This window comes from Oleiphilus sp. HI0125 (assembly GCF_001635355.1).
The window spans coordinates 24,840-48,499 of the sequence record NZ_LWGF01000791.1; the positions used below are offsets into that span (position 1 = coordinate 24,840).

At 45.0% G+C, this 23,660-nt stretch carries 17 protein-coding genes; 4 read left to right on the forward strand and 13 right to left on the reverse strand.

The annotated features are described in order from the left end of the window. Positions 1–9: 9 nt before the first annotated feature. Entirely contained in the window at positions 10–2,052 is a 2,043-nt protein-coding gene (locus tag A3762_RS12455; protein WP_068755825.1) for an HDOD domain-containing protein, read from the forward strand. Between the two features lie 111 nt (positions 2,053–2,163). Then, complete coding sequence (locus A3762_RS12460; RefSeq protein WP_231878804.1) at positions 2,164–4,296, forward strand: bifunctional diguanylate cyclase/phosphodiesterase; 2,133 nt, start codon at positions 2,164–2,166, stop codon at positions 4,294–4,296. Positions 4,297–4,365: 69 nt separating this feature from the next. On the opposite strand, the gene murI is transcribed toward A3762_RS12460, so the two are convergent. The 4 genes from murI to A3762_RS12480 are packed head-to-tail and all read right to left on the reverse strand — an operon-like array spanning position 4,366 to position 8,699. Beyond that, entirely contained in the window at positions 4,366–5,157 is a 792-nt protein-coding gene (gene murI, locus A3762_RS12465; RefSeq protein ID WP_082869109.1) for a glutamate racemase, read from the reverse strand. 8 nt (positions 5,158–5,165) lie between these two features. Further along, the gene (locus A3762_RS12470; RefSeq protein ID WP_068755829.1) at positions 5,166–7,028 is read right to left on the reverse strand and encodes a Gldg family protein; all 1,863 of its coding nucleotides are present in this window, start codon (positions 7,026–7,028) and stop codon (positions 5,166–5,168) included. Positions 7,029–7,038: 10 nt separating this feature from the next. Continuing rightward, positions 7,039–7,773, reverse strand: coding sequence for an ABC transporter permease subunit (locus A3762_RS12475; protein ID WP_068481997.1), 735 nt, complete (start codon positions 7,771–7,773; stop codon positions 7,039–7,041). After that, positions 7,770–8,699 carry an ABC transporter ATP-binding protein gene (locus tag A3762_RS12480; RefSeq protein WP_068755876.1) on the reverse strand — a complete coding sequence of 310 codons (930 nt, stop codon included), beginning with the start codon at positions 8,697–8,699 and terminating at the stop codon, positions 7,770–7,772. The genes A3762_RS12475 and A3762_RS12480 overlap by 4 nt, the downstream gene beginning before the upstream one ends. A gap of 235 nt (positions 8,700–8,934) precedes the next feature. Between A3762_RS12480 and plsB the strand changes: the two genes are divergently transcribed. Further along, positions 8,935–11,412, forward strand: coding sequence for a glycerol-3-phosphate 1-O-acyltransferase PlsB (plsB, locus tag A3762_RS12485; RefSeq protein WP_068755878.1), 2,478 nt, complete (start codon positions 8,935–8,937; stop codon positions 11,410–11,412). Positions 11,413–11,453: 41 nt separating this feature from the next. On the opposite strand, the gene A3762_RS12490 is transcribed toward plsB, so the two are convergent. The 7 genes from A3762_RS12490 to ppc all read right to left on the reverse strand — a co-directional run bounded on the left by A3762_RS12490 (position 11,454) and on the right by ppc (position 19,360). Beyond that, the gene (locus A3762_RS12490; protein WP_068755830.1) at positions 11,454–12,266 is read right to left on the reverse strand and encodes a class I SAM-dependent methyltransferase; all 813 of its coding nucleotides are present in this window, start codon (positions 12,264–12,266) and stop codon (positions 11,454–11,456) included. A gap of 5 nt (positions 12,267–12,271) precedes the next feature. After that, entirely contained in the window at positions 12,272–12,574 is a 303-nt protein-coding gene (locus A3762_RS12495; RefSeq protein WP_068755831.1) for a hypothetical protein, read from the reverse strand. Positions 12,575–12,623: 49 nt separating this feature from the next. Continuing rightward, on the reverse strand, positions 12,624–13,451 hold the full coding sequence (locus A3762_RS12500) for an undecaprenyl-diphosphate phosphatase (RefSeq protein ID WP_068755833.1): 828 nt from the start codon (positions 13,449–13,451) through the stop codon (positions 12,624–12,626). A gap of 16 nt (positions 13,452–13,467) precedes the next feature. Further along, on the reverse strand, positions 13,468–14,175 hold the full coding sequence (gene tsaB, locus A3762_RS12505; RefSeq protein ID WP_068755835.1) for a tRNA (adenosine(37)-N6)-threonylcarbamoyltransferase complex dimerization subunit type 1 TsaB: 708 nt from the start codon (positions 14,173–14,175) through the stop codon (positions 13,468–13,470). 96 nt (positions 14,176–14,271) lie between these two features. Then, entirely contained in the window at positions 14,272–14,928 is a 657-nt protein-coding gene (gene adk / locus A3762_RS12510) for an adenylate kinase (protein ID WP_068755837.1), read from the reverse strand. A 215-nt stretch (positions 14,929–15,143) separates the two neighbouring features. After that, positions 15,144–16,538, reverse strand: a complete 1,395-nt coding sequence (locus tag A3762_RS12515) for an aminoacyl-tRNA deacylase and HDOD domain-containing protein (RefSeq protein ID WP_068755839.1) — start codon at positions 16,536–16,538, stop codon at positions 15,144–15,146. 146 nt (positions 16,539–16,684) lie between these two features. Beyond that, positions 16,685–19,360, reverse strand: coding sequence for a phosphoenolpyruvate carboxylase (gene ppc, locus A3762_RS12520; RefSeq protein ID WP_082869110.1), 2,676 nt, complete (start codon positions 19,358–19,360; stop codon positions 16,685–16,687). Between the two features lie 194 nt (positions 19,361–19,554). Between ppc and A3762_RS12525 the strand changes: the two genes are divergently transcribed. Beyond that, positions 19,555–19,902 (forward strand): type 1 pili tip component, encoded by a 348-nt coding sequence (locus A3762_RS12525; protein WP_068481974.1) that lies wholly within the window; start codon positions 19,555–19,557, stop codon positions 19,900–19,902. A gap of 40 nt (positions 19,903–19,942) precedes the next feature. On the opposite strand, the gene serB is transcribed toward A3762_RS12525, so the two are convergent. Both serB and parC read right to left on the reverse strand, forming a co-directional pair. Continuing rightward, a complete protein-coding gene (serB, locus tag A3762_RS12530) occupies positions 19,943–21,157 on the reverse strand; it encodes a phosphoserine phosphatase SerB (protein WP_068482079.1) in 1,215 nt (404 codons plus the stop codon). A 75-nt stretch (positions 21,158–21,232) separates the two neighbouring features. Then, entirely contained in the window at positions 21,233–23,530 is a 2,298-nt protein-coding gene (gene parC / locus A3762_RS12535; RefSeq protein WP_068481972.1) for a DNA topoisomerase IV subunit A, read from the reverse strand. Between the last annotated feature and the right edge of the window lie 130 nt (positions 23,531–23,660).

Genomic DNA, 23,660 nt, shown 5'->3' on the forward strand with positions numbered 1-23,660 from the left:
TTTGCGAACATGCCAGTCAATTCACAAAACATTTTAAAAGAACTTGAAGTCAGCAAACTACCTACTCTGCCTAGCATCTTGGCTGACGTATTGGATAGCTGCCAAAACCATGATTCAAGTTTTCAGTCGCTTGCAGAAATCATCGCACGTGATGCGAGCATCTCTGCACGCGTTGTGGCAATGGCCAATTCAACTTTGTATAACCGCGGCACCCCTATTCGTTCTTTAGATCGTGCTTTGCTAGTACTTGGCATCGACACCATTCGAACGATTGTAATCACGGCGTCTATCCACCAGTTTTTTTCAGGTTTAAGCCACGGAAATCATGAGTTTTTAAAAGAGTTCTGGCGACGGTCTTTGAGCTGCGCATTACTCGCCAAATCTCTCGCCATACTCACAAGCTACCCTAAACCAGAAGAAGCCTACTTGACCGGCTTATTACACAACATTGGAGAACTCGTACTCTCAAGAAACTTCAACAAAGAATATTTAACTCTGAGAGAAGAGCAGCCCGACGAAGATAAACGCTTAAAGCATGAGTTGGGTACATTCGGTATTGATCACGCAGAACTTGGTGCACAACTCGCAAACGAATGGGGGCTAAGCCCTTATGCAATCGATGCGATTCGTTATCATCACGCAAACACAGTCGACATTCTGGGCGCTCAGCATTTGGTCAAAATATTGTATGCTGCAAGCGCTCTTAGCAATGATGCGCAACAGAGCATGCAGCAGAGTGTTGAAACGACGAACAGCTTATTTGAACTCAACCCATCCCTCATCTCTGAAATCTGTCGAAAAATAGATGAAGAAGTTATCCAAGTAGCTGAGAGCATGGGCGTGCAACTCGACAAACAAGATGATCAAGAAGCACATATATCTCTAGCACGAGCCATTAGAGACCAAAATCTTCAAAACATTTCTCGGGATCTTGTTTCAAAAGCCAAGACAAAAATAGAACTCGCAACCCAAATTCAGCACTCTCTGTCACTACTGCTTGGCACTCGCCAAACGGCACTATTTTGGAACGAAGACAACGAACTTGTTCTTATCGAAGACAGCTACGAAGCACCACTTTGTTTCCCTCTAAATGAGGGCAGTAGTCTTGCGGCGAAATCTGCACTGAGAAATGAAGTGCTCAGCTCAATCGATGATGACTCTGCCTTTGTTGCTAACCAACAAATTCTCCGGTTGCTCGATGCACAGCACATGCTCTGTCTTCCTCTACTCGATGGGGAGCGCATCATCGCAGTCATCGCTACAACATTGCATTCAAATAAGGAAAGACTTCATCCTAATTTCTTAAGCATTCTGATCAGCCAATTTAAGCGCCAATGCATAGATATAGAACAAGCCCACTGCGCAGAAAACACTGATTCTGAAATCAACTCATTAAACGCAAAGGTTCGCGAGATTGCACATGAGGCGAACAACCCTCTTAGCATCATCAATAACTATTTGAGCAGCCTTTCCCTGAAACTCAGCGAAGAAGACGAAGTACAAGAAGAACTACAAGTTCTTAAAGAAGAGCTAGAGCGCGCAAGCCAGATAATCTTTCGATTAAGGGATCTGCAGCAAGATATTACGCACGATGAAGGCGACGCTGACATCAACTTAGAAATCAAAAACCTTCTAACCCTGTACAAAAGTTCACTATTCTTGGCCAAGAGTATCGACAGCGAATACCTGCCAGATAGTAGCCTACGCCCAGTCGACATCAGCCCTGGCAGTCTGCGGCAAATATTAACTAACCTTATGAAGAATGCCGTCGAAGCAATGCCTGAGGGTGGTAAAATCAGTATTGCCACAAAAAGCAGCATCAACGTCAACGGCCATAGCTTTTGTGAAATAAAAATCACTGACAATGGTCCAGGTATTCCAGAAGAAATACAAAAGAACTTATTTACGCCAGTTTCGACTACCAAAGGAGCAGGCCACTCAGGTTTAGGGTTGAGCATTACGAAAAACCTCGTAACGGAAGCGCGAGGAACAATCACATGTAGAAGTGATGGCAAGGGCACCCAGTTTCAAATATTGCTACCAGAGCAATAAATAAATTCAAACCGCTTAAATAGGAAGCGGTAGAACTGGATAGTTCCACTTTACAAACTACTATAGTGCGAGCGGTTAACAACTAGAATGAAAATCATAAAGTCGAAACAGGTGGCAAACCTGGATATTGAACAGGCAAAAATACTTGTAGTAGATGATGAGTATCGTCTGCTAACAAGCTTGGAGGCACTCCTCGTTGCACAAGGCTTTGATGTCACGACAGCCTTGGGCGGCTTAAATGCATGCGAAGCCTTGAAACAAGATAGCTTCGACTTAGTGTTGCTCGACTTAAACATGCCCGACATTGACGGTCATCAGGTCATGGATTTTGTTGCTGAAAACAACATGGATCCAGCCATTATCGTCGTTAGTGGCGAATCGTCATTCACAGCCGTCAGTAAAGCCCTCCGCCGCGGCGCATATGACTACCTCCGCAAGCCTTACGATTCTGCAGAACTGATCAATACAACACGAAATTGCCTGCAAAAAGTTATGCTTGAGAAAGCTCACCACCAAATGCAGGCACGCTTGCAAAAGTCAGAAGAATTGCATCGTTACATCGTCAATAGCTCACCTGACGTTGTATTTATGCTTGATCGCCAAGGTCGTTTCACCTTCCTTAACCGCAAAGTTGAAACACTGCTTGGCTACAGCAAACAGGATTTATTGGGCAAAAGCTACGAAACTATTATTGAAGCCGAAGATATCGACCGAGCCAACTACATCTTCACGGAACACGGCAAAAAAAGAGATGGCGCTTGGAGTTCTGAACTTCGCCTGAAAGTGAAAAAGAACGAGCACGCTTCACGTCACTTTGAAATTACCTTCTTCCCTATTGAGAGAAAAGTGAAAATCAATGGCGAAGAGTCTCTGCAGGTTGTCGGCACTTATGGCACGGCGCGCGACATAACAGAAAGAAAAGAAGCCGAAGAATTTATTAACTTTCAGGCATATCATGACCTGCTAACACGCTTACCAAATCGCTCACTATTTAAAGATCGACTCAACCTTGCCATGGCGCAAGCCAAACGCAATGACAACCAAGTAGCGGTCATGTTCCTCGATCTTGATCGATTCAAAGTGATTAATGACTCGCTCGGCCATGCAATGGGTGACCGTCTACTGCAAGCCGTAGCAATGCGACTGGATAACGTTATTCGTAAATGCGACACCCTTTCACGGTTTGGCGGAGACGAATTTACGCTATTACTACCAAATATTAATAGCGCTGAAGATGCTCGCATTATCGCTAAGAAAGTCATTAACACCCTTAAAGAACCATTTATTCTGGGCGAACACGAAGTATTCGTTGGCGTTAGTATCGGCATTTCTATGTTCCCGACAGCTGGCGACACAGTAGATCAATTGATTCAAAATGCCGATGTAGCGATGTACCACGTGAAATCGCGCGGGAAAGACGGTTACCAGTTCTTTAGCCCTTCAATGGAAGTAGCTGATTCAAACCGCATTAAGCTCGAACGAGAGATTCGCAGAGCATTAGAAAACAACGAATTCAAGGTATTCTACCAACCACAGATTAATGCAAAAACGAACGATGTTATTGGTGTAGAAGCGCTAGTGCGCTGGCAACACCCTACTCGCGGTTTGGTATTCCCGGGTGAGTTCTTGCCTTTGGCAGAAGAAACAAAGCTACTCACGGACATTAGTGAGTGGGTATTAAATTCTGCATGCCAAGAAGTACAAGGCTGGATCAATAACGGACACCCAAACATTCGCCTTTCGGTTAACTTCTCACCCTTGCAGGTCGAGCACCCGCGATTTGTAGATCATTTGCTCGAGACACTTGAAAGAAACAACTTCCCTGCAACAAACCTAGAAGTTGAGATTACCGAAAACGCGATCATGAATGACCTTGATCAGATGACCAAAAAGCTCAATCGCTTATCTGAGCACGGAGTAACCATTGCGATCGATGACTTTGGCACTGGATATTCATCCCTCAATTACTTGCGTAAGTTGCCAATCCACACACTTAAGGTTGATCAAAGCTTTGTAAAAGACATTGAAGAGACAATGGGCGATGCCTGTATTGTTAACGCCATCATCAATATGGCTCACGGCTTGAAGCTCAATATCGTCGCTGAAGGCGTAGAAACCGAAGTACAACTTCAATATTTGAAAGATTTAGGTTGCCAAGAACTTCAAGGTTTCTATTTCGGAAGAGCAGAACCTGCTGAAGTGATACTTAGTCGACTCGAGAGCCCTCACGCGAAAATTGCCTAGAGCTTTAAGCATTCACCTTACAAACAAAAAAGCGGCTCAATAGCCGCTTTTTGTTTTCGATGTCCCGCTCTAAATATCAAACTTACTCAAAACAGCATGGCTCATTCCGAGTCTCTTTAAGGAAGATTCAAACACCTTATTTTCTGGTACTGCACCCGTGAACATAACAAAGTGCTTATCGTCATTTGATGCCTTATGTGGCAAATCAACCAACAAAGACTCAGCCCTACGCGCAATTGCTTGCGCTGAATCGACAAAGCCCTTTCCTGGCAAAAACCGGGCTATCACATCCTTTAATAAAGGAAAGTGCGTACAACCCAGAACTACAGTATCAACCTGATCATCCGCAATGATTTCTTTTAACTCTCGTTCTATTGCATCGATATCCAAGACCAATCCGTTCAACAAGCGCTCTGCCTGATCCACAAGAACTCTGGAACCGACACGGACAACTTCACAATCGCTCGCAAAGTCATCTATTAACTGTTGAGTGTAAGGACGGGAAACAGTGCCTGGCGTTGCGAGTAATGCAATTTTTTTTGTTTGAGTTAGGGCCGACGCCGGCTTAATGGCTGGCACGACACCGATCACAGGAATTTTAACCAAAGACCGTAAAGCTGGAAGCACCAGCGTGCTTGCGGTGTTACAGGCAATAACGATCAAATCAAATTCGAAACGTTGCTCACTGAACTTTATTAACTGCGACAAACGCTCAATTAAAAAGGCCTCGCCTTTAACCCCATAGGGAAAGCAGGCGTCATCAGCGACATATCTAATCTGAACACCCTCTAGTTGAGACAGAAGAGCTTGGCATATCGACAGCCCTCCTACCCCAGAATCTAGAACTAGTATATTCGCCACATTAATCCTTAAGCATTTGCAATTCGACGCTGACGAAAGCCTAGCATTAAAGCAAAAAAGCAGATCAATACAGGTACTAAGAAGATGTTAATTAACTTCAATTTTGTACCTAGCGCATCAATATCTTGATCTAGCTGATGTTGAACGTCTCGCAGCTGCTTGCGAATTTTTAACTTCTCTTCTTGGAAGCGAAGTAAAGCTTTATTCTGCTCTTCTGTCAGAGACACCACGTCACCGCCATCACGCATTTGCTCAAGCTCAAACATTTGCTCTTCCGTAGCAATTAATTGCGCCTCTAAGGCTTCTTGTTGCGCCAAGAATCGCTCTTCAGCATCTCGTTGCAAGGCCTCAACGCGCTCAAACGGACGGCTATATCGACCTTGACCCCGAATAGAAATCAGCTCTGACTGGCCCGACAAGTTCTCGACTGAATTCAACAGCAAGCTACCATTGTCAGCCCAAGGGCTAATAATTTGTTGTCCAAAGAAATTCTGCACTTGCACCCATAAGCGATCACTGAGCACATCACTATCTGCGACAATCATGATATTGACATTTTCAGAACTCAGTACAGATGGCTCTAACTTAAGGTCTACGCTACCCTCTCCATCGGCCAACTCTTCAGAAACAGTAATCCCATCAGGAAATGCAGATTCTGCAGGACCACCTACTCTTGCTGCGATGGTATAGCGCTGTTCAGTCGGAACAAAGTCATTCATCAAGGTCGAAGGATCATTCAAGGTCGTCAACACATTCACATCTGCCAAAGCACTTTGTGCAGAACTTTGAATAACAGGAGTAAACACCGTACTCGCACCTTCCGCCGCACTCATCGCACCGACTGAAGAAAGATTAATACTTTCCAGCCCAAACATAACAACATCATCTTGCGATAGTGCATTAGGACCAAGGCTCAAAAGCCCTAAATGTCGAGTTGGCTGGCCACCTTGCCCTAGCGACACGACCATTGAGTTTTCGAAATCAGTGATAAATTGTGATTCATCAAATGCAACGCCCCATGACTCGAACAAGGCTGAAATATTGGAGCTCTGAACAGTTGCCATTCCGTTCATCATCGCCATTGTTTCAATGTAAGGGTCAACAAAAACCATCACCTTACCACCAGACAAAGCATATTGATCAATCGCTAGCTGCAAGCGTTGGGATAAATCTTGGGGAGCGATAAGCAGCAGCATATCAACACCTTCGATCGCGTCGGCATCATCCTCAATCCACTCCAGATCGAAATTATCATTGATGAACTGCAATGCAGCCCACTCAGGCGTTTGTTGACGGGACATTACATCAAACCCACCACGAATATCAGCCCCCGAATAAATGCCGATCTTGGGTAAAGTTTCGCGTGATAAAGCGGAAATTAGACGCGTTAGGTCGTACTCAAGGAATGCCTCTTTATCAGGTTGGATAAACGGAACCACTTCTTCTCGACCCGCGGCGTTTTTAGCGACTAAGCCAAAGTAAATTTCATCGCCACGTGCGCCACCCGGAACGCTTTGCAAACCGGCTAAAGCCGCCTCATCCTCTTGTTCGGAAAATGGCGCGAGATCAATCTTGTTAATACTTAGCTTTCCGTTGCTCTTTGACTCGTATTCAGTCAACAACTCTTCAACACGCTTAGCATAGGTTCTTAGCGCTGGTAATTGAGATGTAGCTTGCTCAGAAAAGTAGTAATCGATCGTCACATCAGACTCTAGGTTTTCGAGTATTGACTCTGTGCCGTCAGATAAGGAATACAAACCTCCCTCTGACAAATCAAGTCGCACACCACTGAGCAAATTAGAAGACAAAAGAATGATTAAGAAGAGCGCTACGAACGCAGAAACGAGTTTTAAAATAATTGAACTATTCATGGCGGCCTCCTTAATCTGCTTTCTTCAAGTCAACAACGAGTGATGTTGCGTATAGCCATATACCTATCATGGCAGCAAAATACACAAGATCTCTGACGTCAATTACGCCACGAGAGATCGCGGTAAAGTGGGTTAGAAAGCTCAAGTTCGCCACCGCATCAATTAGCCATAACGGTGCCCAACCTGAAAAAGCGTCTTGCACGATTGGAAATCCAGTCACAACGAGAACAAAGCTCACTACAAGTGTGAGAATAAAGGCGACAATTTGATTCTTGCTAAGCGCTGAAAGACATGAGCCCACAGCTAAAAAGCCACCCGACATAAGCCAAGCACCAATATAGGCACCAAGAATGACACCATTATCTGGGCTCCCAAGATAGTTAACCGTAATCCAAAGAGGAAAAGTTAGCACCAGTGCTAGACCAACAAACAGCCAAGCTGCGAGAAATTTACCTAGAACAACTTGCCACGTAGCAAGCGGCAAGGTCATCAACAATTCAATTGTTCCGCTACGTCGTTCTTCAGACCATAAGCGCATGGTGACAGCGGGAATAAGAACCAAATACAACCAAGGCACAAAGTTAAAGAAAGCGACCAAGTCTGCCTGGCCGCGCTCAAAGAATTGACCAATGTAAAAAGTAAATACACCCGACAACATTAAAAAGATAACGAGAAATATGTAGGCTACCGGCGTTGCAAAATAACTCGACAATTCACGCCCTAACACTACTTTTAAGGCGTTCATGAGTTCACCTCCTTTGAAGTCATTGCACGAAACACATCATCTAGCTTGCCTTGCTCAACATGCAGCTCATCGATCTGGTAAGAACCGCTATGCAAGACGGCATTCACGTCCGACAATATTGAATCTTTATTTTCAGACAGCACCTGTAACGCACCTTCAGAAAGTTCGTTCACCTTTGAAACGCGAGGCAATTGAATCAACTTAGCTTTAAGTTCCGAATGTCTTTCAGCAACGTGCACATGAATACTATTGTGATAAACCGATTTGGCCGCCAAGTCCTCAGGCCTGCCATCAAACTTAATTGCCCCATCAGAGAGAATCATTGCACGCGTACAAACCGCGCTCACCTCTTCAAGAATATGCGTGGAAACGATGACAATTTTATCTTTAGATAAGTTCTGTATGAGCTCTCGCACTTGATGCTTTTGGTTCGGATCAAGACCATCTGTAGGCTCATCTAAAATCAAAACCTGAGGATCATGAAGAATCGCTTGCGCCAAACCTAAGCGACGTTGAAAACCTTTGGAAAGAGTTTCAACACGTTTATTCAGCACACTATTCAGAGCGACTTTATCAACAGTTTCTTGAATACGCGTATTGAGATCAGACCCAGAAAAACCTCTAACTTTCCCGACAAATCTCAAGGAATCAAGAACAGTCATATCAGCATAAGCCGGCGCACCCTCAGGGAGATAGCCAATCAAACGCTTGGCCTCGACGGGCGTCTTCAACACATCAAACCCCATTACCGATACAGAGCCTGAGCTGGGTTGTAAAAACCCCGTCAGCATTTTCATCGTTGTCGATTTACCTGCGCCATTAGGGCCAAGAAAACCGAGTATTTCACCTGGTTCAACGGTAAATGTCAGTCCATTTACCGCAAAAAAATCACCAAATTGCTTAGTGAGTTTATCAACCGTAATCATGTTGTTATTCGTCTCTAACTGGATCATTAATTATGAAAGAAGGCTCTGAACGATTCTATGAGCCACACGCAAGGATATAGAGTCGACGAAGGGCACTTCAAGCTATCACTGCCAACATTTCTACATGGTCATGTTTGTAATATTTATTCAAAGTAATTCACTAACATTTAAGCTTTACGCCAGACAAAACCAAGCCTTACACTATGCGCTACTTTTTTAATGGATGAAGATCCGTATGAGTCGTTTTTTCAAACTTTCTACCCTTCTCTTTACGTTTTTCAGAAAAATTCTTTTTTTGTGGGTACGCGTTGATATCAAAGGCGCAGAGGCCGATGAGTTAGAACTAGACCCAGATAAGCCAGTCATTTATGTTCTGCAATACCGCACATTTTCGGGACGCCTAGTACTCGAAGAATCAACGATTAGACAAAAGCTTCCCTCATCACAAACTAAGCTCGCACTCGGCAACTCAGACGTGCGTCGCTCATTCTTCTTTCTTTACGAGCCTTTGGGCCGACTTTTCAAACGCAAACAACGTCCAACCGTAACAGGCCGCCTAAAACAATTAGCACAGCACGTTGCAGACGATGATGATAGCGACGTTCAAATTGTACCTGTATCAATTTTCTGGGGCCGTGCGCCAACACGTGAGCGCTCGTGGCTTCAATTGCTTTTGACTGACAACTGGTCCGTTGCGAGCCCTCTTCGTCAGTTGTTTATCATTCTTCTTCATGGTCGCCGCACTTACGTGCAATTTAGCAAACCTATCTCATTGCAAGAGCTTAATGGCGACAGTGAGAAAGATGCAAAACGAACTCAGCGCATGGCCGCACGTATATTACGTGTGCATTTCAGACGCGTTCGTCAAACGGTTATTGGGCCTAACCTTAGTCACCGCCAAACGCTCGTTCAAACAATCGTGGACACTCCGACCGTTCGCGATGCGATAGCAAAAGAGTCCGAAGCATCAGGCAAACCAAAACAAGAACTCAAACAACAAGCTTTAAAATATGGTGATGAAATTGCCGCGAGCTTGCAGATTTCTACTATCCACTTTCTAGAACGAGTTCTTAATCGCTTATGGAACAAAATCTATAACGGTATTTACGCCTCAAATGTCGAAGCAGTAAAAGAAGTCACTAAAGACCATGCCGTTGTCTATGTACCCTGCCATCGAAGCCACATTGACTACCTACTTCTTTCTTCTTTGTTGTTCCGAGAAGGTATTATGGTTCCCCACATTGCTGCGGGTATCAATCTAAACCTTCCTGTTGTTGGCAGCATCCTTCGTCGCGGCGGCGCGTTCTTTATGCGCAGAAGCTTTAAAGGCAATAAGCTCTATGCAGCAGTATTTGCCGAGTACATACATATTATGTTCAAACGCGGCTACTCAATAGAGTATTTCGTAGAAGGTGGTCGAAGCCGAACTGGACGAACGCTGCAGCCTAAAGCTGGCATGGTCGCTATGACGGTTGCTAGCTACTTGAAAGACCAGCAAAAACCCATTGCTTTCATTCCCGTTTATTTTGGCTACGAGAAAGTACTCGAAGGCAGTACGTATATGGGCGAACTTCGTGGCAAGGAAAAGCAAAAAGAATCTGTATTCGGTCTATTTAAATCTCTCAAGAACTTACGAAAATCATTCGGTAAAGTTGCTCTGAATTTTGGCGAGCCAATTATTTTAGAGAACTACCTAGATCAAAATCAGTCATCTTGGAAAGATGATATTAAGAGCATTGAGAATATTAACGATCAAAAACCTGATTGGTTTAACGATGTCGTAGGTGGCCTATCAAAAGAAATCGCAACACGCATCAACGCATCAGCCGCGGTTAACCCGGTCACGTTGACAGCCACAGTATTGCTATCGACACAGCGACAAGCCATGGACGCCAACAAACTAGCAGACTTAACTTCATTTTTCGCAGCACTACTTAAAGAGCAAACATACTCTCCATATATTACCTTCCCCGAAGGTACTGGAGAAGAATGGATCGAATACACAGAAGATATGGGCTTACTAAGCCGTCAAAGCAATGAACTAGGCGACATCATTTCATTGAATGATCGCAACGCCGTTTTGCTCACCTATAACCGCAATAACACACTACATCTCTTTGCTATTCCGGCGTTAATCGCCTGCATTACGCAAAACAACCCTGCAATGAGCAGAGCCGAAGTACATCGGATCTTCCGTTCCGTTTACTCTTATATCCGTGCTGAATTATTTATTCAGTGGGAAAGCGCTGAAGTCGACAAAGAATTTGAAGCTTGGTTGAAACTCCTAGCAGAGAAGGGTTTATTAACACTTAAGGACGATGAAGTTCACAGGCCAAATACCGGCAGTAACGAGTTCGTAAAACTAACGACTCTAGCGAGCTTCATCATGCCGACCCTTGAACGCTACTATATTGTGATTGCTATTCTGACACGCAAAGAAAGTGGCTCAATGAACGCTGAAGAGCTCGAGAAGCTTAGTACGCTAATGGCAGAAAGAATGTCTATCCTATTTGGCCTGAACGCTCCTGAGTTCTTCGATAAAACCTTATTCAGAAACTTCATTTCTATATTGAAAGAGAAAGGCATTCTGGAAGAGAACGAAACAGGCAAACTAAATTACAGCGAGTTGATAAACAAAGCCGCGGAAGACTCTACGTTTGTATTAAATGGCAATCTTAGACAAGCCATTCTGCAGGTTACATCTGGTCGCTAGACTCAGGCATCTAGGGGCTAACAGCCCTTAGCCCTTGCCCCTTACAACTCGGATAAGCTTTTGATCGTATATATATCGTAGCGAGAGCTTTTCCCTTCTAGTTTCAAAGAAGGTTTTTGCCCGGCAATTTCTTTACCTTTCCTAGGGCGTTTCACAACGACACGATATCGCGCATTGTCTAATGCCGCGGACAACAAACGATGATCATCTAAGTTCTCGCCCACTAAATCATGAAAGGCTCGCATTTCCTTTTTAACAGCTGCCGACTTCTCTTGGGTTGGATACATCGGATCAAGATAAATAACGTCAGCAACTGGCTCAGAAGAGCTCTCTAGCTTAGTGATCGCATCACCGTATTGAAGCGTCATACGCTGAGCAATCTTTGCAATCTCCATATCATTAAACGACTGCGCTTCTTCTAAAGCGTGCTGCAACAGAAACTCAACAACAGGCACTCGTTCGTACATATCGACCTTGCACCCTAAGGTAGCTAAAACAAACGCATCTCGCCCCAAACCTGCTGTTGCATCTAACACATGTGGATAGACGCCCTTGTTTAGGCCAACAGCTTTTGCCACTAACTGCCCCTTTCCTCCGCCGTGGCGCATACGATGCGCATTCTTACCACTTAAAAAAGAAGCTGAAATCGGACCGGGAGCGCCTTTTCCCGTTTGATATAGCTTCGGGCCATTCTCATCAAAATAAAGAACGTATTTTGCCTGATCTAACAAAGGGCCTATGAAAAGTTCCAATTGATGGGATTGAGAAAAAGACTGAGCAGAGTCTGCAAACGGAGAAGTGTGATCAGAAACTCCAACCGCTAAGGCTGGCACAGAAGAGTTTGTAGACAGCATACAAATTAAACGTAGATATCAATACCGAGCAATTCGCCGCCCTGATATGACTGTCCGGCCTGCTCTGTTGCGAAGTATTCCTGTAGCGCTTGTTTGTTACGCCCTGTGAGATTTTCGCTTCGTTGCAACTGCTCTAAACGCTCTACTTGTCTCAACTCGGCTTCACGCAATACTTCTGGGGATGCGACGACGCGCGCATCGGCCATAGGCGCTTCTAACACCTGTTGGGCTTGCTTTTGGTCTTGCCTCTTTTCAGTGGCACCAGGCTGCAGCGACGTAAGATTAATTGAAGGGTTGCCGACTTGCATCGAATATCACATATTTATTGAGGTTGCTGAAGTGTAATGCAAAAACACACTAGGCGACAAATACTAGTACAAAAAGAACAAATCCCAAGGCCAGACGATAGATAACAAAAGGCAAAAACCCTATCTTCTCTAGCAACTTTAAGAAGAAATGAATACACAGATAAGCACTTATAAAAGAAACAAAGGTTGCAAAAGCAATCAACTGCAATTGGGCATCATGCCCTGTTTCTAACAACTCTTTAGTCTTCAGCAATCCAGCTGCAGCAATCAATGGGACAGAGAGCAAGAATGAAAAACGAGCAGCAGCATCACGCGTTAAGCCTAGCAATAGCGCTGCAGTCATTGTAATACCAGATCGCGAAGTACCAGGAATCAATGCAAGGGCTTGCGAACACCCAATAAGCAATGCCGTTTTGACGTTTACATCAGTCACAGACAAACGTCTTGCACCGCGATGATCAGAAACCCACAATAAGATGCCAAAGAATATAGTGGTACTAGCAATAACAAGTGTAGAACGAAGATGCTCAGACACGAAGTCGTTGAGAAGAACACCCGCAAGCCCGGCAGGTATCGTTGCAAGAATAATCAACCAGGCCAAGCGCGCTTGCTGCTTTGTTTCAGCTAAAGCAGAAAACTCCGAACCGGGACGAAAAATCGAAGATAACCAAGCTTGAGCAAGCTCGATAAGCTCTTTACGAAAATATCCAACAATGGCAAGCAAGCTGCCAACATGCACCGCGACATCAAATGCTAGCCCTTGGTCTTCCCAACCCAGTAATTGAGACGGGAGGATCAAATGCGCCGAGCTTGAAATCGGCAAAAATTCAGTGAGCCCTTGAATCAGAGCAAGCACAAAGGCTTCTAACCAGCCCATTATTCGTCCTTTTTATTTATTCTCTTCCAGGAAGTTTCTTCCAAGCAACTTGATCACGGATATAAACGGGCGCTGCTTGCTCGGCCGACACAGCTTTGCCTTGTTCAAAATCAATCAAGGCCAACTCTGCGATAGCACGACTTGGATGCTCGAGCACAGCCTCACATTCAGACCAATTACTGATCAAAGAAATTCGATCCTTATAAGCTAGACCGCTGCCAAAAACAGGCATGTTTGTATGATCTTTCAACGCATCCGCGACACGTTCTGGCTTGTCGACAGATTCAGGCAACTGCTCTTTGGGGAACCCTTCGATATCTCGCTCATAAACAGACCAATAAATTTCATCCATTCTGGCGTCAATTAAAACGAAGCACTCGTTCTGCTCAGACTCATTCTGCAAAACATGATGCGCAAGCGCCCTCAAGTTAGAGACGCCTACAACAGGAATATCCTTACCGAATGCAATACCTTGAACAAAACCTGTAGCAATACGAAGCCCGGTAAACGAACCGGGGCCTTGGCCAAACGCAAGTGCATCGACATCCTCCAACTTAAGCCCCGCCTCCTCCAAAAGCACCTTCACCATAGGAAGAACATGCTGCACATGACTTCTTGCGGCTTCTAGCGTTTTAGAAAAAAGCTCAGTACCGCACTCACCTTTCAGTAACAAAGTCACTGAACACAATTTAGAAGATGTATCTACAGCTAGGATTGCTGTCATTCTTACCTGCCAAACAAAAATTTAAAAACATATGATAAACGCCAAGCAATAAAAAAGGCAGCTCAAGGAGCTGCCTTTCTTTCAAAGATTATTCGCTTATGCGTCTAACCCAGCAACAATCTGATCACGGATCTTAGACATCTCACCAACGCCATCTACACGAACGTAATTTGGCGCAGCTGCTTCACCTGACTCAGCCCACGCAGAGTAGTACTCAACAAGTGGAGCTGTTTGTGAGTGATAAACATCTAGACGCTTACGTACAGTCTCCTCTTTGTCATCTTCACGCTGAACAAGCGCATCACCAGTAATGTCATCCTTACCTTCAGTTGCAGGCGGATTGTACTTAACGTGATAGACACGACCACTCGCCTCGTGAACGCGACGACCGCTCAAACGACTAACAATCTCTTCATCAGCTACATCAATTTCAACAACGGCATCGATATCAATACCCTGCTTTTTAAGCGCTTCTGCTTGAGGAATTGTGCGTGGGAAACCATCGAACAAGAAACCATTTGCACAATCGTCTTCTTTGATACGCTCTTCAATCAAAGCAATAATTGTCTCATCAGAAACTAGACCACCAGACGCCATGACTTCTTTCACTTTCAAGCCTAGTGGAGTGCCCGCTTTAACAGCTGCACGAAGCATATCGCCCGTTGAGATCTGAGGCACGTCATACTTCTCAGTAATGAATTGAGCTTGAGTTCCTTTACCGGCACCTGGTGCGCCGAGCAAAATAACCTTCATAGATTACTCCAACAATATAGAAAAAACGGTTTGGGTATAGATACAGGCACTAGCTCACGGCTAGCTAAATCATGAGTGAACCGCACTCAACCTGTTATATTTTTACGATTGATACCACTGAAAGGCGGCCATTATAGGGCAATCAGATTGCGGGGCAAAGTCTTGTGCCCCAAGCCACTGAGAATAAAAGGTATTCACCCTGAAAATAATCTGATTTAGGCGACTAATTCGTTCACTAAACCATCAAGAGATTCACATTGCGCGACCGTTGTATCGGCTAAGATAAGCGCTTGTTCCGGGTCGATACCCAAAGCACTGCAACATCCTTCAAAATCTATCGAGCATGGTTCATCACCAACACCATGAAGAGAAAGCAGATAATTAGATAACTGAACTAGCGACACTAGTTCCTGATGCTCACCCTCGTAACTTGGAGATTGATGCATAGCAGCAACTTTAATACAGGACTCTGGCAAGCCCCAAAGCTTCAATAAAATAGCACCAAGGGAGCCATGCCCCAATGAGATAAACTCTTGAGCTGCGCCCATTCCAAATACTTGCTGTTCAATATCACGCATGGTTCTCTCTGGCTCAGCGACACGAAGCTTATTGAGCATGCGATACTCAGGCGGGAAGAGCTGCCCGATGAGCAGTAGACCAAAATTGTGGAGTAAACCAGACAAGTATGCCTCGTGCTCGTCTACACCCAAATCAGGGTTGACCATGACAGAGAGCGCTTGAGTTAACACAGCAGAATGCAAAGCATGACGCCATAATGCATTGAGCCCTAATGGACCATCAAGAGGTAAGGTAAAAGCACGAGCGGATGCAATGCCAAGGGAAAGTTTAGCGACGCGTTCAAAACCTAAGACAGCATTGATCGCCTCTTTCACATCAGTCAAATTACCACGGTAATTGAACAATGCCGATCTTGCATAACGCATAATTTGCGCAGATAAACTTGGATCTTGCTCCACAAGCTGGGCCAATTCCTGAACACTAGAATTAGGATCAGACGTAATATGCATGACGCGCACAGCGGTTTCAGGCATCGGAGGCAGACGATAAAGTGTTGTTAGCTTTTTAGCCACATCATCAAGCGAGTAGCCTTTCTCGATATGAACTACTATCTCTGGCGCGCTTAGACTTTCAGAAAAGTCGCCTTTATTGCATTGGTGAAATGCCGCTCGAATCGATAAGCGAGGCAAGTTTAACAAGGTGTTTGCACAACCGCTCGAAGCAAAAATAGCATCAAGTTCGAATACTGAGTGATCAACGTAGACCGTTAAACCATAAGACTGCGCGAGAAGTGGCAAATGCCCATGATCGCAGTCAGCAAACAATTTCCCAGCCTGCTCATCATCAATAATCTGAAATTGTCGACCTGAGAAACGATTTACTGCATCAACATCAGGTCGGCTTTGAAAAGGAATAATTAAAACCGCAGGCCCATCTCGATCGAGTATTAACTGAGTTCTAACCGTGCATTCTGCAACAGCTCCTGCCAACAAAACAGCATGGGACAAATCCCTTGCTCGGGCATGATGAACAAGTTGACACTGGATCGCATTTTCATCGATGTATTTACTTAAACGACTGGCAAGTGGCACGGTACTTCTCTCTAACTAAACTACTCTAAAAATCTGAAGCCTCAATTTGAGGCTTATAGATCAAGCTTAGCGAAGCTGATATTGAGCACTTGTACCGCGTCACAAATGCGGGTTACACAAGGTAGCAATATGTAACGTTGTATGTCCTACCCAGTATTTCGGATCCCCGCCGCGATACCCGCCATCGTTACTTTTAAGGCCGACTCAACTCGTTGTGCCTCCGCTTCAGAAGCATGAGACTGACCGCGACTTCGGTGCAATAATTCCGCTTGAAGATAATGAAGAGGATTTGTGTAGGTTGCACGTACACGCAGCGACTCACCAAATTCGGGACTATCTTCAAGTAGATCTTTTTGCCCCTTGAGCTGATTAACCAACTTCACCATTTTACGGAAGCGACCTCTTAAACGTTTTCCTAATGGCTTTAAGTCCTCGTCCACGAGCATTTGCTCATAGTATCGCGCGATACGCGGATCAGCCTTAATCAAGACCATCTCTAGCATATCCACTTGCGCCCTGAAAAATGGCCACTGCTCAGACATCTCTTTCATCAGTGCATCTTGGTCATTATTTAACGCCTGTTCAAAGGCATCATCACTACCAAGCCATGCCGGCAACATTAAGCGAATTTGCATCCAAGCAAATATCCAAGGGATGGCGCGCAATGTTTCAACGCCACCTCCACTTTTTCTTCGCGCAGGGCGGCTGCCAAGTGCTAATTTTCCTAACTCTTGTTCAGGCGTCACACTCCTAAAGTACTCAACAAAATTAGGCTCATTGCGCACCACGTCTCTATACGAATTCACAGACACGGCCGTCAAAGCATCTAAGGCTTCGCGCCATTGCGGCTTGGGCTCAGGAGGTGGCAACAAGCTCGCTTCAATCACAGCGCTCGCGTATATCCCTAGACTCTTACTTGCAAGAGAGGGCGATCCAAATTTAAATCGAATCATCTCGCCCTGCTCTGTAATCCTAAATCGCCCATCAACAGATCCCGGAGGCTGAGACAGAATCGCCTTGTTAGCAGGACCTCCACCGCGACCTACCGTTCCACCCCTACCGTGGAACAGGCTCAACTTCACGCCGTGTTTCGCTGCCACTTTTACTAAGGATTCTTGCGCTCGATATTGCGCCCAACCCGCGGCTAATTGACCTGCATCTTTAGCCGAATCAGAGTAACCAATCATCACCTGCTGATAGCCATCACAGTAATCTGCATACCAAGGCACACTCAACAATCTATCAATGCTTTCTGACGCGCTATTCAAGTCATCCAAGGTTTCGAACAAAGGAACAATACGCATCTTTCGGTTCATGCCTTGCTCGCGCAACAATAAGATAACGGCCAATATGTCAGAAGGCTTAGATGCCATAGAGATTACATAGGACCCAAACGCTTCCTCTGACTCACCAGCAATCACTGCACAAGTATCGAAGACCTCTTGAGTCTCTTCGCTCCAAGTCATGCCCTTTGCAATCAGAGGGCGTTTGCCCTGCAACTCTTTCAACAAGAATGCTTGTCTCTCTTCCTCTTTCCAATCGTTATAGGTGCCGATACCCAAAAATTCCGTGATCTCGTTTATCGCATCAGCATGGCGCTCAGAGTCTTGTCTTACGTCTAATTTCAGCAGCTCTAAACCGAAGCATTGAACACGGCGAATCACATCAAGTAAGGCACCGTCTGCCACACGCGCTATTCCTTTTTCATGCAATGATCGATAACAAATCAATAAAGGCTCGAGTAATTCACTTGTCGACAAGAGAAGTTGATCTTGGGAGAAATTTGAAACATCACCACGCGCGACCTCTGCCGCCCAATCACGAGTGTTAGATAAGCGTTTTCTCAACGAAGACAACACAATCCGATAAGGCTCGCTTTGATTGCGACCCGAACCTGAATCTAGCTGCTCTGCTAATTCGACAAGCTCCGCGCTCGCTTCCCACATCGACAAATGCGTCATCAACGAAGCCAAGTCCCTCAAATATAAATCCGCTGCCATCCAACGACTCAGAGCCAATACTTCTTTTGTTACAGTAGAAGTGACATTGGGGTTTCCATCGCGATCGCCTCCCATCCAAGAAGCAAACCGAATAGGCCTAGATGATAGAGGCAAACGTATTTGATAACGCTCATATAAAGCCATATCAAAGTCTCGAAGAAATTCGGGAAGAGCCTGCCAAAGACTGTTTTCGACAACAGCAAAACCCCAACGGGCTTCATCAACCGAGCTTGGTCTTTGTTCACGAATTTCGTTCGTATGCCACGCCTCACAAACAAGGGTATTAAGCCGATCATCAATTTGCTGCTGCTCTCTCTCATTGAGATCACTGCGATCTTTGCTGTGAAGCACGGAGGTAATAGCATCGTACTTCATGATCAGCGTTCGTCGCGCTACTTCAGTAGGATGTGCCGTCAGAACAAACTCAATTGATAAGCTCTCAAGCAGGCTGGCAAGTCTCTCTTTCTGCACGTTATGCGCATCGAGATGGTCAAATAGCTCTTCAAATAACACTGAGGCATCTATTGCTTGCTCATCACTTCGTCGAACGCCGTGATATTGCTCAGCAATATTAGAAAGGTTTAAAAACTGGTTGAATGCACGCGATAAAGGAACAAGTTCTTCATCTTTAAGATTAGAGAGCAAACTCACGAGCTCTGGGCTTGCATCTCCCGCTGCAACATCTCGATCTAGCTTTGCGGCTCGGCGAACCTTCTCCACTAATTCGAATAAGTCATCTCCATGCTGCTCTTTGACATTCTCTCCTAGCAACGTACCAAGCAAACGAACATTTTCACGTAACAACGGATGTAATTCGGACAAGCTATTCTCCCTTCCTGAACAGAACAACGAAACTTCGTTTCTACAACGGATTTATCCAATATATTTACAATTTCATACAAAGCAACGACATGCAATCTCTTACAGAGTTCTAAACTCAATATTGTAATGACGAACAAAATAGACCTTGCTTGCGGAGACAGGGTCTTTAGAAAAACGATTAGGTGTATACAATTATGAGAATTAAAGAACTAACAGCGCAATGGGAAAAACAAGCAAAAGCAATCATGACCGAGAACGAATATTCGTTCCGTATTCCAATCGAAGATGCCGCTAAAATTGAAGCGCTCGCCGAGATGTACCCTAAACGCAATAAAAACGAAATTCTTTGCGAACTCATCTCCTCTGCATTGCAAGAGCTAGAGACCGCCATGCCTTACATTGCAGGCACAGAAGTCGCCGCTATTGACGAGCAAGGAGACCCTTTGTATCAAGATGTGGGCCCAACGCCTCGCTTTTTAGATCTAAGTAAAAAGCACTGCACCCTACTAAAACAGGCTGGAAAAAAAGCCGCGAATGGATAAGTAAATAAGGGTCAGCGACTACAGAACTGACCCGATCCTTTTATGCTTCTGATTCGCGATCGCGGAAGCCAATCAAATAAAGAATGGCATCTAGGCCCAAATTTGAAATGGAGTGTTTGGCACTCTCTTTCACCAAAGGTTTGGCATGAAACGCAACACCTAAGCCGGCTCGACTCAACATTGCTAGATCATTTGCGCCATCTCCCACCGCAATAACCTGAGCACGACCAATACCCTCTTTCTCAGCTAACTCATCCAGCAAATCGGCTTTACGTTGACCGTCAACCACATTGCCCGTGACACGGCCTGTTACTTTTCCATCTTCAATCTCAAGATTGTTGGCATAGACGTAATCTATTCCAAGCTTTTCTTGAAGCCCTTTAGCAAAGTAAGTAAATCCGCCCGACAAAATAGCGGTTTTATATCCAAGACTGCGAAGCGTTGAAATTAGCTTTTCAGCACCTTCGGTCAATTTTAAACGTGCAGCGATTTTCTCGAGAACTTCTTCGCTCAAACCCTCAAGCAAACCCACTCGACGAGCAAAGCTCTCTTTAAAATCAAGTTTACCCTGCATCGCAAATTCTGTAATTTCAGCCACTTGATCTCCAACACCCGCTTCGATCGCAAGCTCATCAATTACTTCAGCTTGAATCAAAGTCGAGTCCATATCGAAGACAACTAAACGACGATTTCTACGGAAGATTGAATCTTCTTGGAACGCAATGTCCACACCTAACTCGTTGCCGATAGCAAGGAAGTCTTGTCGCAAATCATCTAAGTTAGGCGGCGTGCCACGCACTGAAAACTCAATGCATGCCTTAGTTTGTTCAATGCTCTGCTCAACGGCGGGACGACCAGACAATCGCGTAATGTTGTCGATATTCAAACCGTGACGAGCGGTGATCGCAGACACATGAGAAATCTGTTCCGCAGAGATAGATCGTGATAAGAGTGTAACGATGTATCTAGCCTTACCTTTGCCTTCCACCCACAGGGCGTATTCTTCCTTGCTAACAGGCTTGAAACTCACATCTTGCTCGAGTTCGTGCATACGGAACAACAAGTCCTTCAGCACACTACTTGATTCTTTATCACCAGGAACCTCGACCAAAATCCCCCAGGTCAAATGCTCATGAATAACGGCCTGACCAATATCCAAAATACGGATATCGTATTGCGCCATGATTGCGGTCATTTCTGAGGTCAAACCAGGCTTATCAATACCAGACACGTTAATTAATATAATTTCGCTCAAAGCTAATCTCTTTCTGATTAAAATGAATTCTTGGATAACAAAAAGCCGTTGTAACAACGGCTTTTATTCTAGTGACTATTCTGCTTGCTGCTCTGCTTCTGGCTCAGCGTCAGCCTTACCCGTTTTAATAATTTCAATACGGTCTACACGCTGCAATCCTCTTGGCAGTTTTTGCCCTCTTCGTCCGCGTTCACCAACATAGTGCTGCAAATCACTGTATTTAAGCTTCAAGTGGCGTTTACCAGAGTGAATGACCACAAAATCGGCTTCTGAGAAAATCGCAACATTGGTCATCAGCTCATCTTTACTCTGAGCTCGCGCTGAAGGAATGCTGATAATCTTATTACCCTTACCTTTCGCCAATTCAGGAAGGTCTTTCACAGGGAACACCAGCATTCGGCCTTCATTAGTCACTGCAGCAAGCAACTGACTCTCTACATCATCGATGACCATCGGATGCATCACTTCAGCATTCTTAGGCAATGTGATCGCAGCTTTGCCCGCTTTATTCTTACTTTGAAGTTGATCAATGCTTGAAACAAAGCCATAACCGGCATCGCTCATCATGAGCAATTTTTGCCCCTCTTTACCCATTAGCACCGCTCTAAACTCTGCACCAGATGGTGGGTTTATTTTACCGGTTAAGGGTTCACCTTGGCCTCGAGCAGACGGCAGAGTATGTGCTGCTACCGTATACGCCCTACCAGTAGAATCTAAGAAGATGACACCTTGTTGACTACGACCTTTTGCCGACAAACTAAAACTATCGCCAGCTTTGTAGTTCAAGCCTTTTGGATCAATGTCATGCCCTTTCGCAGCGCGTACCCAGCCTTTTTCAGATAACACGACGGTCACTGGCTCAGAACTGACTAAATCAGTTTCGGAATAGGCTTTTGCATCACCACGAACAACCAACGGAGAGCGTCTATCGTCACCATATTTTTCAGCGTCAGCGAGCAGCTCTTTCTTGATGAGCTTTTTCATCTGCGCTTTTGAGCCAAGTACTTTTTGCAAGTAAGCACGCTCTTTTTCGAGCTCTTCTTGCTCCGCCTTGATTTTCATCTCTTCAAGACGTGCTAACTGTCTCAACTTGGTATCGAGAATGTAATCAGCTTGCACTTCAGTTAAACCAAACCGCGCCATTAAGACGGCTTTAGGTTCATCTTCAGTACGAATAATATGAATGACTTCATCAATATTAAGAAAGGCGACCAATAAGCCTTCCAATAAGTGTAAGCGACGCTCAACTTTATCTAAGCGATATTGCAGCCTGCGTGTAACGGTATCAGTACGGTAACTCAACCATTCACTAATGATCGTACGCAAGTCTTTCACTGCAGGACGACCATCAATACCAATCATATTAAGATTAACGCGATAGCTTTTTTCTAAATCAGTCGTCGCAAACAAGTGCGCCATCAATGAATCGATATCAATACGATTTGAGCGGGGAACAATCACAAGACGCGTTGGGTTCTCGTGATCGGACTCATCTCTCAAGTCCGCAACCATCGGTAGCTTCTTGGCCTGCATTTGAGACGCAATCTGCTCAAGCACTTTGGCTCCAGAAGTCTGATGAGGCAATTCGGTGATCACGACATCGCCACTTTCAGTGTTATAGACAGCTCGCATCTTGATCGAGCCTCGGCCTGTTTCATAAATCTTCTGAATATCTGCCGGCGGAGTGACGATCTCAGCACCCGTTGGATAATCAGGCCCGCGAACATGCGTCATTAGATCTTGAGTTTGAGCCTTAGGTTCATCCAGCAAATGAATACATGCACTCGCGACTTCTCGAAGGTTATGAGGAGGAATATCAGTGGCCATACCGACCGCAATACCCGTTGTGCCGTTAAGCAATAAATTCGGCAATCTAGCGGGTAAGGTTTTTGGTTCATCAATCGTGCCATCAAAGTTAGGCATCCAATCAACAGTACCTTGACCCAACTCGGCAAGAAGCACATCTGCATAAGGCGCTAATCTTGATTCGGTATATCGCATTGCCGCGAATGACTTAGGATCGTCAGCCGAACCCCAGTTACCTTGCCCATCAATCAATGGATAACGATAACTAAACGGTTGCGCCATCAACACCATCGCTTCATAACACGCGCTATCGCCATGCGGATGAAACTTACCCAGAACATCACCCACCGTTCTCGCGGACTTCTTATACTTCGCCGATGCTTTTAAGCCAAGTTCCGACATGGCATAAACAATTCTGCGTTGAACAGGCTTTAAACCGTCCCCGACGTGCGGCAACGCACGATCAAGAATGACGTACATTGAATAATCGAGATAGGCTTTTTCGGTATATTCTCGAAGCGAAATCTGCTCGACACCATCTTCGAAACTAGGCGTGTCTTGACTCATAAAACTTAGAGTTCCCTTTTAGAGTTCCCTTAAGGAAAAATTTGACTATGATTGTGAAGCTGTTGTTCATTATATGGAGCGTGCACACAACTGCATAGAGCTAATCAGTAATGTGCCCTTTTCTTAATGT